17 protein-coding genes are annotated in these 17,510 nt (G+C 38.8%); 15 read left to right on the top strand and 2 right to left on the bottom strand.

Features of this window, described 5'->3' with window-relative positions; all coding sequences use genetic code 11:
• Positions 1-129: 129 nt before the first annotated feature.
• Positions 130-1,590 (bottom strand): CYTH domain-containing protein, encoded by a 1,461-nt coding sequence (locus tag HLH14_RS04110; RefSeq protein WP_067723388.1) that lies wholly within the window; start codon positions 1,588-1,590, stop codon positions 130-132.
• A 271-nt stretch (positions 1,591-1,861) separates the two neighbouring features.
• On the opposite strand from HLH14_RS04110, the gene HLH14_RS04115 reads away from it, so the two are divergent.
• The 10 genes from HLH14_RS04115 (at position 1,862) to HLH14_RS04160 (ending at position 12,577) form a co-directional block, all read left to right on the top strand.
• Complete coding sequence (locus HLH14_RS04115) at positions 1,862-2,245, top strand: Mpo1-like protein (protein WP_067723390.1); 384 nt, start codon at positions 1,862-1,864, stop codon at positions 2,243-2,245.
• Positions 2,246-2,833: 588 nt separating this feature from the next.
• Complete coding sequence (thiE, locus tag HLH14_RS04120; protein WP_067723392.1) at positions 2,834-3,454, top strand: thiamine phosphate synthase; 621 nt, start codon at positions 2,834-2,836, stop codon at positions 3,452-3,454.
• 39 nt (positions 3,455-3,493) lie between these two features.
• Positions 3,494-4,795 (top strand): glutamate-1-semialdehyde 2,1-aminomutase, encoded by a 1,302-nt coding sequence (hemL, locus tag HLH14_RS04125; RefSeq protein WP_171532729.1) that lies wholly within the window; start codon positions 3,494-3,496, stop codon positions 4,793-4,795.
• 77 nt (positions 4,796-4,872) lie between these two features.
• Positions 4,873-5,289: a GlcG/HbpS family heme-binding protein gene (locus HLH14_RS04130; RefSeq protein ID WP_171532730.1), complete on the top strand. Its 417-nt coding sequence runs from the start codon at positions 4,873-4,875 to the stop codon at positions 5,287-5,289.
• 177 nt (positions 5,290-5,466) lie between these two features.
• Positions 5,467-6,459 (top strand): DUF4238 domain-containing protein, encoded by a 993-nt coding sequence (locus tag HLH14_RS04135; RefSeq protein ID WP_171532731.1) that lies wholly within the window; start codon positions 5,467-5,469, stop codon positions 6,457-6,459.
• 142 nt (positions 6,460-6,601) lie between these two features.
• Positions 6,602-7,312: a phosphopantetheine-binding protein gene (locus HLH14_RS04140; protein WP_171532732.1), complete on the top strand. Its 711-nt coding sequence runs from the start codon at positions 6,602-6,604 to the stop codon at positions 7,310-7,312.
• Positions 7,313-7,441: 129 nt separating this feature from the next.
• Complete coding sequence (locus HLH14_RS04145; protein ID WP_131271220.1) at positions 7,442-8,086, top strand: RluA family pseudouridine synthase; 645 nt, start codon at positions 7,442-7,444, stop codon at positions 8,084-8,086.
• A gap of 144 nt (positions 8,087-8,230) precedes the next feature.
• On the top strand, positions 8,231-11,068 hold the full coding sequence (gene rapA / locus HLH14_RS04150) for an RNA polymerase-associated protein RapA (RefSeq protein WP_171532733.1): 2,838 nt from the start codon (positions 8,231-8,233) through the stop codon (positions 11,066-11,068).
• A 255-nt stretch (positions 11,069-11,323) separates the two neighbouring features.
• Positions 11,324-11,590, top strand: coding sequence for a PAAR domain-containing protein (locus HLH14_RS04155; protein ID WP_171532734.1), 267 nt, complete (start codon positions 11,324-11,326; stop codon positions 11,588-11,590).
• Positions 11,591-11,749: 159 nt separating this feature from the next.
• Positions 11,750-12,577 (top strand): alpha/beta fold hydrolase, encoded by an 828-nt coding sequence (locus HLH14_RS04160; RefSeq protein WP_171532735.1) that lies wholly within the window; start codon positions 11,750-11,752, stop codon positions 12,575-12,577.
• 52 nt (positions 12,578-12,629) lie between these two features.
• Here the strand turns inward: HLH14_RS04160 and fabR are convergent, their stop codons facing one another.
• Positions 12,630-13,325, bottom strand: a complete 696-nt coding sequence (gene fabR, locus HLH14_RS04165) for an HTH-type transcriptional repressor FabR (protein ID WP_143222492.1) — start codon at positions 13,323-13,325, stop codon at positions 12,630-12,632.
• Positions 13,326-13,464: 139 nt separating this feature from the next.
• Between fabR and HLH14_RS04170 the strand changes: the two genes are divergently transcribed.
• The 5 genes from HLH14_RS04170 (at position 13,465) to HLH14_RS04190 (ending at position 17,504) form a co-directional block, all read left to right on the top strand.
• Positions 13,465-14,532 carry a ferredoxin reductase gene (locus tag HLH14_RS04170; protein WP_171532736.1) on the top strand — a complete coding sequence of 356 codons (1,068 nt, stop codon included), beginning with the start codon at positions 13,465-13,467 and terminating at the stop codon, positions 14,530-14,532.
• A 14-nt stretch (positions 14,533-14,546) separates the two neighbouring features.
• The gene (locus tag HLH14_RS04175) at positions 14,547-15,641 is read left to right on the top strand and encodes a fatty acid desaturase family protein (protein ID WP_067723414.1); all 1,095 of its coding nucleotides are present in this window, start codon (positions 14,547-14,549) and stop codon (positions 15,639-15,641) included.
• Positions 15,642-16,196: 555 nt separating this feature from the next.
• Entirely contained in the window at positions 16,197-16,658 is a 462-nt protein-coding gene (locus HLH14_RS15925) for a type IV pilin protein (RefSeq protein WP_131270719.1), read from the top strand.
• On the top strand, positions 16,652-17,086 hold the full coding sequence (locus tag HLH14_RS04185) for a prepilin-type N-terminal cleavage/methylation domain-containing protein (RefSeq protein ID WP_131270720.1): 435 nt from the start codon (positions 16,652-16,654) through the stop codon (positions 17,084-17,086). The genes HLH14_RS15925 and HLH14_RS04185 overlap by 7 nt, the downstream gene beginning before the upstream one ends.
• Positions 17,067-17,504: a PulJ/GspJ family protein gene (locus tag HLH14_RS04190; protein ID WP_171532737.1), complete on the top strand. Its 438-nt coding sequence runs from the start codon at positions 17,067-17,069 to the stop codon at positions 17,502-17,504. Before HLH14_RS04185 ends, HLH14_RS04190 begins: the two co-directional genes overlap by 20 nt.
• The last annotated feature ends 6 nt before the right edge of the window (positions 17,505-17,510 follow it).

Here is a 17,510-nt window from a genome sequence, read left to right on the forward strand (position 1 = left end):
GACACTAATTGTAAGCCAGTTGTATAAAAAGAGCAGTGTGCGCTTGTAAAGAAATAAAGCGTATGCCTGAGATATAATGGAGATCATTAAAATATCGTGCAATACGCTTTGATTTAACTGTTTTATTTATTACTTAATAAATTTACGACTCACTAAAAATTGTTCTGTCGCTTCAAGTAAATTTTGTGCATAAACTTCCTGTTTCGCCGTCAGCCAACCCAAAACGAACCAGTCACTGGCTTCAAGCTCAGTTTGCTGAATATAATCCGCAGAGGATGCTAAAATTTGATATTCGCTTGCTGCAAGTTGCGCATCATTCAAAGCTTTGCTGTATTTCTGCAAATTTTTGACATCATAAATAGAGGTCAAAATAGGAAAACTAAATTTCAATTCATGAATCTTGGTGGCTAATTTATCCAGGCTCTCAAAGTCAGCAATGTCGGCACTGTTTAAACTGTCCTGCAATTGCTTGTATTGATTCTGCAAAGTATTTTGCGCAAACCATCTTAAGTCGTGAGATTGAGTTTTTTCTTCAGTGTCTAAACTAAACATCAACAATTCTAAATAGTGATGTACATTTTGAGTTGAGCGAACCAGGTTGGACAACTTTTCTTTGGCATATAAAATATCTTTGGTCAAGTTTGATGCGGTATTGGGGTTTTGTAAAAATGCACCCAAAGTCGTCTGCATATGTTCTAAATGCTGTAAATGATCAAACTGCTGTTTAAATGCTCCCAGTTGCATGGCCCATTTGTCTGAAACGGCCTCATTCCAATCTTTAAATAGCGAGAGCGTCAAATTTAAATGATCTAGGGCAATTTGCGCTTGTTGAATATGTTCCTTTTCAGAAACCACTGCTGAAATGGCGGCAATATTAGGCAACAAATGCTGTAACTGTTGGGCAATCAGGAGGCGTAAATTTTTATTGGCTGGATCTTTTTTGCTTAAAGTAAATTCTTTGGCTGATTTTGCCGGACTGACTTTTTGAGTCGTCGCCAAAAGATTGCCAATTTCAGCTTTACTGCGCACATCAAGCCAAAGTTGGTATTTTTTCACCCATTCAAAGCTGAATGCCAAAAGTGATTGTACCGAACCGGACTTTAATTCAAATTCTACTTCATGCACTTCACGCTGCGCAGTTTCGTTCCGTACTTCACCGATATCTAAACTCACTTCAATGTCTGTCTCTTCGAATTGAATCACACGAAAGGTACGTTGAATATCTGTCTCAAATTGTAATTTAAGTTGCTCTTGTGAGTCACCTAAAGCATTTTTTAAGAGTTGCTGCGCTTCCGTATCTTGCTCATAAATACTTAAATCAAGTTGTGGGGGTTGTTCAAGTTCACCGAGGTCATAATTATGCTCAAAGCGGTGTAAATGGCTTTTTCCCGCAGCTTTTAAGGTTTGAATCCAGCGTGTACCTTCCAGCCGTTGGCGTAGGGCAACACCATGTTGGGAAAGCAGACGCTCTTCAGTGTCATAATATTTTGCTTTAAGTTGAATAATTTCTGATTTTTTAGGATCTAACGCTTTCAGTAAAGCATTACGTCTTGCTTCAGGAATTTGAAATTTTAATTCAACTTCGACCATGATCTTTCATCCTAATTTTTGATGCTATTTCAGAAATGAAACGCGTCATCTTTACGGTACAAATGCGTTATGAAATCTATTCTTTTATAGCGCTGGAATTGTATTCTTGATTTTAAGTCCCCGATTGTAACGAAAATGATTTTTCATGTAAGACTTGACGAAGCAATTCTTAAGTAATTGCTTTTGAAATGAACAAAAAGTAATAGCAAACTAAGCTTTTATTTGTGCAAAATATACGCTAACGTAAATAAAAATAATCGGGATGATGACAATGAATGGAATTGTAAAGCTAAAATTTGAACACAACCCAGAACCCGAACTTCAGCTTCCGATTCAAAACTATCATGAATTTTATCGGTTTTATTTGACCGAGCACCGCAATATCACCAGTCGCCGTTTGCATGTGTTTGGAAGTAGCGTCGGTGTGTATTTCTTTACTCAGGCCATTCGCCAAAGAAAACCCAAATATTTGGCTTATGGTTTATTGTCTGGCTATGCCTGTGCATGGGTAGGTCATTTTATGTTTGAGAAAAATAAGCCAGCCAGTTTTAAACAACCCCTGTATAGCTTTATTTCGGACTGGCGTATGTTATCTGACGTGTTACGTGGAAATCTGAGTTTAAATGATCGTTCACTGGATAAAATTCCAAGTTAATGAATGATGCATTTTTTGCGAATAACAGTTGCTGTATCAAAAACCAAGTTTTACTTTAAGATAAAATAATACAGAATTTTTAATAACTAAGGCTTGTAAAAATAGAGTGAATATTCTATTAATGGTTTTGTGCTTATTTAATTCATTTTTCGGATTGAATAAACAAAGTAATCTTAAAGTTTTCCAAGCCTAGAGCGACCTTTCTCTGGGCTTTTTTTATGGATTTATTTAAGTTGAATTTGATCGTGAATTGAAAAAGAGAGTGACTCTCTAATCCTTCGTTCGCTTCCCCAAGCGCGTTTTATAACAAAGAATTAGAAAGTCAGATTGTAGCTCCAAGTTTTATTTTTATATTGTAGTTGTTGTTTATTGTTATTCTGTAGACTGATTAAATCGTTTAATTCACACATGATCTATCACTGAAAATAGGTATTTTTTCACTTAATGGTAAAAAATATGAGAACTGTGACTATTTTCTAATTTTTTTAAAATTTATCGGTAACAATCCATTTGTATTTGCTTGAGATGAGCTGAATCTTGCTCTTGATATGCATATAATAAGACAGTTCTAGTTTTGGCAGCTTTTTTATGCGCGGTTTATATTTAATTACCAATGATGATCCTTTAGAGCTTTTATTGGCGAAGTTGGAAGGTGCAATGGCCAATGGTGGCATTGCGGTCTTGCAATATCGTCGTAAAAAAATCGCCAAAGAAGATCAAATTTACGAAATCGAGTATATGAAAGCCATGTGTGCTGAATACCGTGTGCCTTTTGTCATTAACGATGATCTTGAAATGGCGGTCAAATATGGTGTAGGTGTGCATTTAGGGCAGAATGATGGCTCTATTGTCGATGCTGTTGCGCGTTTGCCTCAAGGTGTGTTGATTGGTCGTAGCTGTAATAACTCACTTGAGCTGGCTGAACAGGCGATTGCAGATGGCGCAAATTATGTGGCATTTGGTGCGATTTATGCCACCGACAGCAAACCTGAAGCAGGTAACATTGGCTTGGAAAGCTTAAAACTTGCCAAAGAAAAACTCAACGTACCCCTCTGTGCGATTGGCGGTTTAACGGTTGAAAATTCCAACGAAGTCATTGAATCAGGTGCAGATTATTGCGCAGTGATTAGTGATATATTGGGACTGCCTATGCATGCCATTCCTGAACGTTTAGATGAATGGTCTGCGCTTTTTCAAGCTACAGCATAAAATATTTTTGATAGATTTAATTTTTAGTCGAGTGCCTTCATGAGCTTATCTCCAAAGCAAGAACAATTGTTCAAACAAGCCAGTAAACATATTCCGGGTGGGGTGAATTCACCTGTACGTGCTTTTAATGGGGTGGGTGGTACGCCTGTATTTATTGAAAAAGCCAAAGGCGCGTATTTGTTCGATGTCGATGGTAAACGCTATGTCGATTATGTCGGTTCATGGGGGCCGATGATTTTAGGACATGCGCATCCAGCAATTATTAAAGCCGTTCAAGATGCTGCTGTAGATGGTTTAAGCTTTGGCGCGCCAACAGTTCATGAAACCACACTGGCTGATATTATTTGTGAAATTATGCCGTCAATTGAGTTGGTGCGTATGACCAACTCAGGTACGGAAGCGACCATGACCGCGATTCGTCTGGCACGTGGTTATACCGGTCGTGACAAGATTGTAAAATTTGAAGGCTGTTACCACGGTCACTCAGACTCGCTTTTAGTCAAAGCAGGTTCAGGTATGTTGACCAGTGGTGAAGGTGAAGCGACTTCTGCGGGTGTGCCTGCTGATTTTGCCAAGCATACACTTACGCTTCCATACAATGACATTGCTACCCTGAAAGAATGCTTTGCCAAGTTTGGTTCTGAAATTGCAGGCGTGATCGTTGAACCTGTTGCAGGTAATATGAATCTGGTCAAACCGATTGATGGCTTCCTGCAAGCGATTCGTGATGTTTGTGATGAACATGGTTCGGTATTCATCATTGATGAAGTGATGACGGGATTCCGTGTCGGTCTTGGTGGCGCGCAAGCACATTATGGCGTAACACCTGATTTAACTACGTTAGGTAAAATCATCGGTGCAGGTCTGCCGGTGGGTGCCTTTGGTGGTAAACGTGAAGTGATGGAATGCATCGCGCCACTGGGTAAAGTGTATCAAGCAGGGACGTTGTCAGGTAACCCACTTGCCATGCGTGCCGGAATCGAGATGTTCAAACATCTACGTGCTGAAGGTTTTTATGAAAAATTAACCGCACAATTAGAAAAATTGCTTGCCGGTTTACAAGCTGCTGCGGATGAAGCAGGAATTCCATTCAAGACTCAACAAGTGGGCGGTATGTTCGGTTTGTATTTTACGGATCAAGAAGACATTACTAGCTTCGATTCAATGTTGAAATGTGATGTTGCTGCTTTCCGTAAGTTCTTCCATGGCATGTTAGACCGTGGTGTGAACCTTGCACCATCTGCATTTGAAGCAGGCTTTATCTCAAGTGCACATTCTGATGAAGATATTGCCTACACCATTCAAGCAGCTAAAGAAACCTTTGCAGAAATGAAAGCTTAAGCTTTTCAATTTTACATAGTATTAAGCCCGAATTCGTTCGGGCTTTTTTATACAGTTTTTGAAAATGGAAAAGACGGATGCAAACCAAACATTATTTAACTTTGACTGATGCAGAGTTTTTATTAAATCACGCACATCAATATGCGATCGAAAAGCAATTCAATGTCAGTATCGCCGTCGTAGATGAAACCGGAACTTTGTTAGCGATGAAGCGTATGGATGGAGCTTCTCCAATGACTGCAAATTTGGCAATCGAAAAAGCCAAATGTTCTGCAATGAGTCGTCGTCCATCCAAGTTGTTTGAAGATATTATCAAAGGCGGCCAAATGGGTTTTCTGACTATGGACAGTTTTTCTGGCATGCTGGAAGGTGGTGAGCCAATTTTGTATCAAGGGCAACTGGTTGGGGCAATGGGTGTGTCAGGCGTGAAATCCTTTGAAGATGCGGAGATTGCACAGCAGGCGATTGAGAAGTTTTTGGCACAAGTTGACTAAAATTTTGAGTGACGTTGGAATTCCTAACTATATTTAATAAGGTCACGGAAAGTTATATGAAATTTAAGTATGGAACGTGAAAAATCATAAATAAGGCATTTCAGTGCGCTGAACACTGGAGTGCCTTTTATTAGGATATTAATTATAAAATTTTTTTTAAAATGGTACTAAAATAAAATGGAATTAACGCCTAAGCAATTAGAATTAAAAAGAGAAAATCACTATGTATGGGCTAATTATTTAAAAAATTGGTCCTTTGATAACTCTAATGTATGGTATACAACAAAAAAACTTAAAATTGCTCATGATAGCGTCAAAGCAATTGCTAAAGAAAAAGACCTATATAGATTTCAGTACATTACAAGACAGCATTTAGATTTAATTTTGTTTTTCTCAAAACAATCACCTGAAGAACTACAGAAGCATCATAAACTTTATCTAGATCCATTCTTACAATTACAAGCAGCAGAATCCCTATATATAAAATCAGGCAAAAGAGATGAGAAGGTTCTAGCTCATATTGAAGCGTTTAAGAGCAATACAATAGAAAATCTTCATACGGCACATGAAAAAGGTGTTGATGCTGTCCTAAAAAGCTTACAAAGATACGATTTAACAGTTTTAGACAATATTCAAAGTATGTGTAAATTTATGAGCTATTGGGGACATCAGATTGCTAGAACGAAACCATTCAGAGATAAAATCTTAGCCAGTCAAACAAACCAAGAATTACAGAAAATTTATAAAGAATCTTGGTGGTTCATTAGTTATATTCTTGGTATGAACTTAGGGAAAAGTTTTTTCGAAACACGGAAAATTGATACACATTGTTTATTAATCAATGAGACAGATGAGGATTTTATAACTTCAAATCATCCAATTATTAACATACATGAAGCACTAAATGAAAATGATATGGCAGTTCCATCTGATGAGGAAGCTGACTTTTTTTATGCGATTTCTCCAAAATTGGGATACATGATTAATAGATCTGACCGTTTTAAAAATGGCGTAAATCACGTATCACTAGATTTTGTTAAGGAAGTTAATAGAAAATTAGCTTTTAATGCAGATCAATACATTATTGGTACTAATGAAATTCAATTGAAAATTTATAGGAAATTTGTTGGTAAAAGATTGAGCGTTATTAAAGAGATAAAAACTAATTAAGTCGATAATAACTAAAATTTATTCCTATTTAATATAATGGTTGTTATATGGAATATTTAAGATGATTTCCAATCTATTTAAACTAAATTTTTAAAACTCATCTAAGCTAAAATATCTAGCAAACGTCGCTCTAGAGTCTCCCATGCTGTACCTAATGCCCAAAAAAATCCAACTCGCTCCATCCCAAGCCAAATGGCAGCTTGCTGCTGCAAATTCAGTATTGGTACTTGTCGGATTGCAAAATTTGCGGATGCAGGCAGGAATTCAAAACACTGACTTGATGGTAAATCTAATCCAGATTAGCAATAAAGCCAAAGCATTAGGCATTCCAATCGTTGATTTGTACGGTGATGATTTGATGCAGGGCATGCAACAACTCGGTGAATATGCATCATCGAATCCACAAATGATCTTTGCAGGACAGGTGAGTCCGATGTTCAAGCAAATCTTGCCGCATTTGCAAAGTGTGACTGAACAGATCTGTGTAGCTGATGATGCAATTTTATTGCCGAATCAAGATCAGCATATTCAATGGATTGATAACATTTCGGCACAAGGTTTGCATCACATGAATAGCTATAGTTTGGCTCGATTATGGGATTTAAGTGCACCGTCAAATTATGTGCTTTCAACAAAGGGGATCATGCTCGCCGTTGCAGAGCAGCTGAACATGGATGCACTTGAAATTGACCCTTATGTCAATTTGCAACAATACGGTTTGGATTCTGTAGCGATTGTCAGTTTGGTCGGGGTATGGCGTGCACATGGTGCAAATATCACGTATGAAGATGTTATGGCGCATTCGTCATTGCATGAATTAGTCAGCTTTATATTGCAATCAGTACATTCATAACGCGAGATTGAAATAATTTTTGAGCAAAATCGGAAAATCCGTCGCCAATTGTAGTATTGCGCATTGTAATTCTGCGCCAAGCTTTCTATCATTGCCGGCTTGTTTTCGCGATCAGCCTGGGATTGAACATTGAGTAATTTTCTAACCGAACACCTGATACATCGTGACGAAGATTTTATGGTGATTCATAAACCTGCAGGTGTACTCACCGTTCCTGGTAAAACTGAAGATTTACAAGATTGCGTGATCAACCGATTATTAAAAATAGAACCGAAAACTTTACTGATTCATCGTCTGGATCGTGATACTTCAGGTATCCTGGTTTTTGGTCTGACCAAATGGGGACAAAAAACCATTTCCCGTCAGTTTCAGGAACGCCAAACCGAGAAAACTTATCAGGCAGTCGTTGCCGGACATCTTGAAGGCGAAGGTACGGTAGATGTCCCAGTGATTTACGATCCTGAACATCCACCTTTACATATTGCCGCTCCAGATCACAACAAGCCTGCACTCACGCATTGGCAAGCCATCGAACATTTTGAAATTCAAGGGCAGGCGGTGACGCGTGTCAAACTTACTCCCATTACAGGTCGTTCACATCAGCTTCGTGTACATATGCAGTATCTCGGTCATCCGATTGTCGGTGATACCTTATATGCAACACCAGAGCAGCAACAGTTGATTCCTCGACTGTGCTTGCATGCTGAACACTTGAGTTTTTACCATCCTCAAACAGAGGAACGTGTGGAGTTTTATTATCCTGTTCCTTTTTAAGGTAAAAACTTTTTAATCGTCATCGATTTTGCGCACTTTTTAGTGGGCTTTATGTCAAAATATATTGCTTAAAGACCTGTTTTCTTGCTCAAATACTAAACAGGTTTTGAGTTTAAAAATAAGTCTCCTCATTTTTAGATAAAGGTGGAAAAATTGCATCAGTTTGCTATTGGTCAGCGTTGGTTATCAGATACAGAAACAGAGCTTGGATTAGGGGTTCTCATTGATGTAGATGAACGATCGGTTAGCATCTTATTCCCGAAGAGTGATGAAACACGTGTTTACGCACGTAACAATGCACCTTTATCGCGTATTGTTTTTAACATTAAAGATGAATTGCAGGATCAGGAAGGCACCAAGTGGCTGGTTGAGTCTTTTGAAGACCGTCATGGCGTGGTGCGTTATAATGTAATCCGTACCCTGGAAGATGGTACTGAAGAACGTAAAGCTTTAAATGAAACCCGTGTGGGTGCACATATTCAGCTTTCTAAGCCACTTGACCGATTGCTTGCCAGTCAAGTGGACTATAAAGAATGGTATGACCTTCGTATTGAAGCTTTGATGATGCAAGCCAATATGAAATCTAGTCCATTACGAGGCATGGTAGGTGCGCGTGTTGGCTTGATTCCACATCAGCTTTATATTGCACATGAAGTTGGTCAGCGTTTTGCGCCGCGTGTTTTACTAGCCGATGAAGTTGGCTTGGGTAAAACCATTGAAGCAGGCTTGATTATTCATCAGCAGCTCAAAACCGGTCGTTCAGAACGTATTCTGATTTTAGTTCCAGATTCACTGCAATATCAGTGGATGATTGAGATGCGTCGCCGTTTCAATCTGCAGTTCTCTTTATTTGATTTGACCCGTACAGCGTCAATTAAAGAACACGATCCAGATTTAAACCCATTCCTGACTGAGCAATGCATTATTGCCAGTGTGGATTTAATGGTCGATCATGATGATTTACGTGAACAGGCTTTAGAAGCAGGTTTCGATCTTCTTGTTGTCGATGAAGCACATCACTTGATGTGGAGCGAAGAAGAAGGTGGTAACGACCGTTACGATCTGGTTGAAGAACTTGCTGAAAAAACTCCGGGTGTGTTATTGCTTACAGCAACACCAGAACAACTGGGTGTAGAAAGCCATTTTGCACGGTTACGTTTGCTTGATCCGCAGCGTTTTAGCTCACTCGACCGTTTCTTGGATGAAGAAGAGCAATATCATCACACGGCAAAAATTGCTGAAGTGTTGATGTCGGATCTGCCTTTGGAACAAGGGCATTTGGCTGCAATTGAAGGCTTGTTGGGTCATAGCATTCAGGATGAACCGGAACAACGTTTCCGTGCCATTCACGAATTGTTAGACCGTCATGGTACAGGTCGTATTTTATTCCGTAATACCCGTGAAGCGATTCAAGGTTTCCCGGGTCGTGACTGTCAGCCTGCTGCTTTACCCGCACCTGCAAATTGGTCGAAAGACGGCAAGTTACGTGAACAAATGTGGCCTGAAGAAGCACAGCTTGATGGCGCCTGGATGGAACATGATCCACGTGTGATGTGGCTGATGGAAATGCTGCGTACCCAGCTCAAACACAAAAAAGTGTTACTGATCGCGCGTAGTGGTCCAGTGGTTGAAGCTTTGGAAAGTGTGCTTCGTTTACATGCAGGCATTCGTACTGCCATGTTTCATGAAGGCATGAGCCTGCTTGAACGTGACCAGGCTGCGGCTTATTTCGCTGAAGATTCTTACGGTGCACAAATCTTACTCTGTTCTGAAATTGGTTCAGAGGGACGTAACTTCCAGTTTGCCTCTGACTTGATCCTGTTTGATTTACCAGCAAACCCAGATATTTTAGAACAACGTATTGGTCGTTTAGACCGTATTGGTCAAGAAAACCGTATTCAAATTCATGTACCTTATTTAGCCAGTACAGCGCAAGAGCGTATGTTCCGTTGGTATAACGAAGGTTTAAATATCTTCAGCAATATTTCACCCACTGCCCAAACACTACAAGAAAACTTCATTGCTAAATTAAAAGACTGTTTATTGTCTGATTTGGGTCAACAGTTTGAAGATTTGCTTGAAGAAGTGAGTGTTCAGCGTGAAGCTTTGGAAGCTGAATTGCAGGAAGGTCGTGACCGCTTGCTTGAATACAATTCATGTCGTCCAATCGTGGCGCAAGAAATTGTTCAAGCACTTGAAGACTATGATGACAACACTACGTTGCCAATGTTTATGAAGCGCTTCATGGCATCGACAAACATCGATTTTGATGAGCAAAGCAATGGTACGGTGATCATCAAGCCAACCGACCAAATGCAGGTTCAAGGTTTATCTCTTGATGAAGAAGGTATGACAGCAACCTTCTATCGTGACCAAGCACAAGTTCGTGAAGATGCTCAATATTTAACATTGGAACATCCATTCACTGAAAGTGTGATGGAAATGATTAATACCCAGTCATTTGGTAGTACCAATGTTGCACTGTTAAAATCGAATGCACTTAAACAGGGTTCTCTGCTGTTAGAAGTGTGGTTTAAAGTGGATGTCATTGCACCGAAAGCATTGAACCTGCCTTCAAGCTTGCCGCAGCAGTTGATTCGCGTATTGCTCAGTGAAACCGGTCAGGACTTATCTGCCAAGATTGATCCAAGTATCTTAAAACCGTATTTGCATCATTTAGATAGCAATAGCTGCCGTCAGGTGGTGAAAGCCCGCCGTGATGTGATCGAGCAACGTTATACACAAGCTCTTGATATTGCTAAGACTGCATTGCCGAACTTCAAGCAACAAGCCAAAGAAGTGTATGGCAATAAATGGCAATATGAAATTGACCGTTTAAGCTACCTGAAGCAATTTAATCCAAGTATTCGTGAAGATGAAATTGCACGCTTGCAAAAATTTCAATCAGAAGGCATTAGCTTGCTTGATGGTTTATCTGTAACACCAGAAGCGATTCAGGTGTTGGTTGTGGTTAAACCATAATTTCGAAACTTGTTTAAAAAGCACCTTCGGGTGCTTTTTTATTGTTTTGTTTTCAGCGCAAGGCACAGCTAGGGACTAGAGTATTTTTTAACGCTACATCGTTATGAACTACTCATTTAGAATGACTGAATTTCGTATTTCATGGCTAGTATCACCTAAAAAATACTCATAGTCGCAAACATAGATGAATTGTCAACAGACCCTCATCTCATGTTAAAATGGCGCATAAATTTTATAAATCAAATTAGAATAATGATGGCTAAATCTTTAGTGACCATGGGTTCTTCAACCTCACATGGCGGCATTCTCTCAGAATGCGAAAATACATTTATCATTAACGGAATTGCAGTACATCTGCATGGTATGAAACATTACTGTCCAAAATGCCAAGCTGTGGTGTCTGCAATTGCAGTAGATCAATCAACCGTAGTGCAAGGACGAGGAGTCGTGCTTGCCGGAGATAAAACGACGTGTGGCGCAACTTTTTTAGGTAATCAAACTTTAGTTTTTTCCAAAAAATAATCACAATCGAGTTGAAAAATATTTTTATAATGATTTTTCATAGTAAAGAAAGACTGACTTAGAAGTCAGCTTATCCTCGATTTAGTGATGTGAATCAGGCAAGCTTTTCCTTAAGCTATCTGCACGTGAATAGGTTTAATCAGGGAAGAGCAGAGCGATATGAAGGATTTATCATTTAAAAAGACCGCAATTCATTTTACCCATGCCAATGGAATTCCTGCGCCAAGTTATCAAAAGTTTTTCACTTGCTTTGAAGATGAATTTGATTTGAGGTCCATTCCGATGATTGGAATGAATCCGCAATATCCCATTACGCATGACTGGCGTTATTTAGTCGATCAAATTATTGATGATATTGAACAGAAATTTCATGGAAGAAAGGTCATAGGTCTGGGGCATTCTTTTGGTTCATTACTCACGCTCATGAGTGCCTATAAGCGCCCTGATTTATTTTCACAATTGGTGATTATGGATCCACCTTTTGTGATTGGTGCAAAGTCACCAATGTTTGAAATTGCAAAAAAATTAAAACTCAAGGCAATCGATCAATTGACCCCGGCAGGCATTACCTTGAAACGAAAAGATCACTGGGAAAACCATGAGCAAGCCTATGCTTCAATGCGGCATAACCCGTTATTTAAACATTTTGATGAAAGCTGTTTTCAGGATTTTTTAGCCTGTGGTTTGCAACAAGATATTCAACGGGGAGGCTTAACTTTGGCAGTGCCTAAAAGGGTTGAAGCCAAAATTTTTAGAACTGTACCTGCATGGTGGTGGCGTACGCCGAGGAAAGCACCGGCTGTACCTGTACATTTAATTAGTGCGCAGAACAGTCCATTTTACAAGCAAGGTTTTCCGCAAGGGATGCAAAAGACCTATCAAATTAATTATAGTTTAATGCAAGGCGGGCATATGTTCCCATTGGAACAGCCTGAAAAAACCGCTGAACTGGTTAAATATATTATTGCTCAACAGAAAAGCATTTAAAGATAGAGTAAGGATTCAATATGTAAGGATTGAATCCTTAAATATTTGAGCATTAGCGAATTTTCGCTTCATCCAAATGACGTGCACCTTCTAAAAGCATGCGAATCATAATCATGGTTTGTTCTGCAATTTCTTTGCGTTCAATCATAGGCATATCAATCACTGTCGCACCCATATTAAACACCAATTGGGTAATCGCTTTTGCAACAATGTCAGGATGAAACAATTTACTATGATTCAGACGTTCTAAGCGAATGAGATCTTCTTGCAGTTCTTGCTGAAAATAATTTAATTGACGCTCTACTGCTAATTTGTATGAAGCAGAACCGGTATAGGCTTCACGAAGTAATAAGCTTAAATTTCCTTCATCGGCATCTAACTGCTCAATAAAAATTTCAACTGAACTGCGAATAATACTGTTTTGTTTGGAGGCTTTTAAGCGTGCCTGATGCAAAATCTGACGCAATACATGACCAGCGCGATCAATCAATTCAATTGCCAGTTCATCTATATCTTTGAAATGTCTGTAAAAACTGTTCGGAGCAATACCTGCTTCACGAGCAACTTCACGCAGGCTTAAGGATGCAATACTTTTTTGAGGACCAATTAAATTGAGTGCGGCTTGAAACAGTTCTTCTTTGGTAATTGTTGCTTTTCGACCGACTGTGCGGACGATAACTGGCTCATGAGCAAGACTTTGTGCAGCAATTGTGGCATCAACATTTTTTTTGATTGAAGACTGATTCATATTTTTCAAAGGATTAGAGACACCAAAACATTATAGCCGTTGCTTGCTCACTTGGGAAATGAATAGAAACAATACGAATATATATACAAATATATATACATGTGTATAATAATTAAAATTCAATCGCGTGGTGCTTACTATGCATGTGTTAGAAAAAATGAAATCTCCCTTAAGTTCACTTGCTGAAACTGTTATTGATCAGCATGCAGCAAACTTTTGGCTGCAAAAATTTAATCCGCTTTGGTCATTTAACCAAGCCTTGGGGAAAATTGTTCAAAAAGAAAATTCTGCTCAAAATATGGTGAGTCTAACCATTCAGTTCAATCGTCATTTTGAGGTTGGGCAAGCAGGGCAGCATCATCCGATTTTTGTGGAAGTCGACGGTATTCGCTATGAACGCAGCTATAGTTTGACTCAACTTGATTCTCAACATGTCTTGTTGACAGTTAAAAAAGTTGATCAAGGTAAAGTCAGCTCTTGGTTGGTTGAACAGTCACAAGTCGGTGATATCCTTGAATTTGGACACCCTTATGGCGATATGCTGTTACCAGAACAGGCTCAAGCGATGCTATTGCTTGCTGCGGGTAGTGGTATTACTCCAATGTTGAGTTTACTCAAAGCACTCTCTAAAACAGATCGCATGGCCCAAGCACCGATCCAGTTGTTGTACTGGGTGAAAGAATATGCAGATGTGGCTTTTAAGGCACGTTTTGAAAAGCTCGCAGAACAATATCCAAATTTTTCATTTCAAGTTTTTTATACTCAAGAAGCCGATGCTGGCGAACGTTTAAACCAAGCTCATGCTGCATTGCTGGAAAACATTGAAAATAGCGTGGTATATGCGTGTGGTCCATCTGGTTTTGTCGCACAGGCTGAACAGTTATTTGCACATGCGCAAAGTTTTAAAAGTGAAGCTTTCAGCATGACACCTGTAGAAACTTCCGAGACTGGCTTTGTCAATGTGACTTTATTGAAATCGAAAAAAGTGCTCGCTATTCCAAAAGGTCAGTCGATTTTAGTCAGCCTTGAACAGCAGAATATAAAACCCACCCATGGTTGTCGTATGGGGATCTGTAATAAATGTGTCTGCAATAAAGTTGAAGGTTCAACAAAGAATTTAGTGAATGGCGGACAAAATTCAGAACCTGGTAATTTATTAAAAATTTGTGTCAATTCAGCACAGTCTGATCTTGTTATTGATTTATAAGTGAGTCAAATATCATGAATATGCCCGTAAAAATAGAATATTTTAAAAATCCTAAAAATGGTGAACTCACTCAATCCCAGTTAGATGGATTGGCACGTGAGTTAGACGCCATTAAACAAGAAGTGTTAGATGATATTGGGGAAAAAGACGCGAAATATATTCGTCGTGTTTATTCAACGATTCGTTATGCTTCTATTGCTGGACGTGCCTGTTTATTTGCAGGTTGGTTCCCACCAGCATGGGTTTTAGGAACCGGTTTACTCGGTTTTGCCAAAATTATGGAAAACATGGAGCTGGGTCATAATGTCATGCATGGTCAATATGACTGGATGAATGATCCGAAATTCAATGGTCCAACTTACGAATGGGATATTGTCGGTACAGCGGATAACTGGCGTCAAACCCATAACTATAAACATCATACCTATACCAATATTAAAGGTATGGATGATGATATCGGTTATGGATTGCTTCGCCTGTTCCCTGAACAGCGTTGGAAACCCGGCTATCTTTTACAACCGATTTATGCGATTCCATTTTGCTTGTTGTTCCAATGGGGCGTAGCAATTCAGAACCTTGAACTAGGTAAAGTATTGTTTGGTCGTAAAACCAAAGAACAAGCTAAAAAAGAATGGCAGCCAATGCAACGCAAAATCACTAAACAATTGTTTAAAGATTATGTGTTCTTCCCATTAATTGCCGGTCCAGCAGCATTGCCTGTTTTAGCGGGTAACTTGGTGGCGAACGGTATGCGTAATATTTGGACCTTCAGTATTATTTTCTGTGGTCACTTCACTAAAGATGTTGAAGTCTTCCCGAAAACAGTACTTGAAAATGAAAGTCGTGGTCACTGGTACATGCGTCAGATTCGTGGTTCATCGAATTTAACCGGTTCAGAAGCCTTTCATATTTTGACTGGTCATTTAAGTCATCAGATTGAACATCATTTATATCCAGATGTTCCGGCACGTCGCTATCGTAAAATGGCGCCAAAAGTACAAGCTGTTTGTGAAAAGTATGGCTTGAACTACAACAATGCAAGCCTGATCAAACAGTATGGCAGCGTGATTAAACGTATTGCAAAATATGCTTTTCCATTTAAGAAATAAGTTTATCTAAAGATTTTGATACGCTGTTTTTCAGGAGTGATTGTGGGATAACAATCACTCCTGAAATTTTTATAAGATAGAATAAAAATTATAGGTCATTAATTTAGTATTAAAAGTTGAATGAATTTGTTAATAAATTAACTTTGCAAATTGTTTAGCTTTTGTTAATTTTTTTATGAATATTTTTGCATAAAAATCTTCTTTTTGAGCACTTTTGCCTATTGTCAAAAAGTAAAAATATATGACTGTAATTATACTCCCTAGGGGTATGTTCAATAAAGCAACATCTATTAATTGGTAAAAAAAATTAAATAGATAAGTCTATAAATAGTCATGCTTATAAAGCATTTGATTTTATTGTTTTATTTGTTATTTATTTGCTTAAATTAAAGTATATTAAGGTTTTGTGAATAATTAAATGCAAATAATAATGATTATTAAAATACGAATTAATTGATTAATGATTAAAAAGAATGATCATTTTTACAAACTATAATAAAAGCGGGATGTGTTAATTTTTGTATATAAATATGCCATTTGGTATAGGAAAGAAAAATGCACAAAAAACCGTCTTTAATAGCTCATAAATTTGAATCTGGTTTTACTCTCATAGAGCTGATGGTTACAGTGGTAATTATCGCCATTCTTGCAGCAATCGCGATGCCTATGTATTCAAATTACATCACTAAAGCGAAGGCGCGTAATGCTGGGGCAGATCTGGTTGCATTAAGCCTGGTTTTAGAAAGTCTGTATCAACGTAATTTAACTTATACAGCTCCTACTCCTAATCCTACAACCACGACTGCACAAACTCAAACCCATGCTTCAGCTTGGCAGCCGGCCGAACTTGAAACTTTTGACTACACCATGGAAGTCAAAGATATAGATTCAAAAAAGGGATATGTACTTACCGCCACAGGTAAAGGTCGTAATGTAGGGTGTACTTTAACTTTAAATAGTAAAAATCAACGTGGTGTGCCTGCGACATCAGGCTGTGGTGGATTAACGTCATGGTAAGTCAACGTGGAGTGACCCTCATCGAGTTGATGGTTGCTATTGCTTTGCTTGCAATATTGGCATTGGCGATCTTTCCGCTTGGAAGAGCTTGGGTAGCAAATCAACAAATTACTAAAACTGAAAAACTATTTTTAGAAGCATATGCACGCGCTAAAAATGAAGCATTGCGTAATCCGAACGCTGTGAAAGGTGATGTAAAAACTGCAAGTTTAGAAGTAACCACTACCGCTGTAAATGTAAAAGATAGTAATGGTGTGGGTATTTGGAGCATAGATATTGCCCCCACTGTTACCGTAACACTTTCAACTGGATGTACTACGGGTCATCAGAAAGTAGAGCTCAATAATAATGCACATTTACTTACCGGAAGCTGCACCTTTTATACTGTAGCAGCAAGTGGAGGTACAGATGCAACAGGTACTTTATAAAAATTCTGCTCTGTATAAACAGCAGCAAGGTGCGACCTTGATAGAAGTACTGGTCTCTATGGTGTTGATGGCAATTATTGGCTTGGGTGCAGCCTATATTTCTGGACGTACAGCGGTAATGCATCGTGATCAAAATATTCATTTGCATACAGTAAACCAGATGCGACAGCAGTTAGAAAATTCAGCTGAGTGTGCTGGTAAAAACGCTGGAACACATACAGTACAGATCCAGGTTGCTGGTACAGATGTTAATTTAAATTGTGTTGTAAGCGAAGGGGCTTATACCGTTGTTGCAAGAGACTCTACTGGTACAGGGGTTGCTTCCTCGACATCAGGTGGAATCAAAGTAAATGCTGCAACATTAGCGGTTAAAGAAGAAGATACTTTTGTACCTGTCAAAGTGCAAATGTCGCCGTGAAAAGGA

This window comes from Acinetobacter terrae, assembly GCF_013004375.1.
Taxonomy (GTDB): Bacteria; Pseudomonadota; Gammaproteobacteria; order Pseudomonadales; family Moraxellaceae; genus Acinetobacter; species Acinetobacter terrae.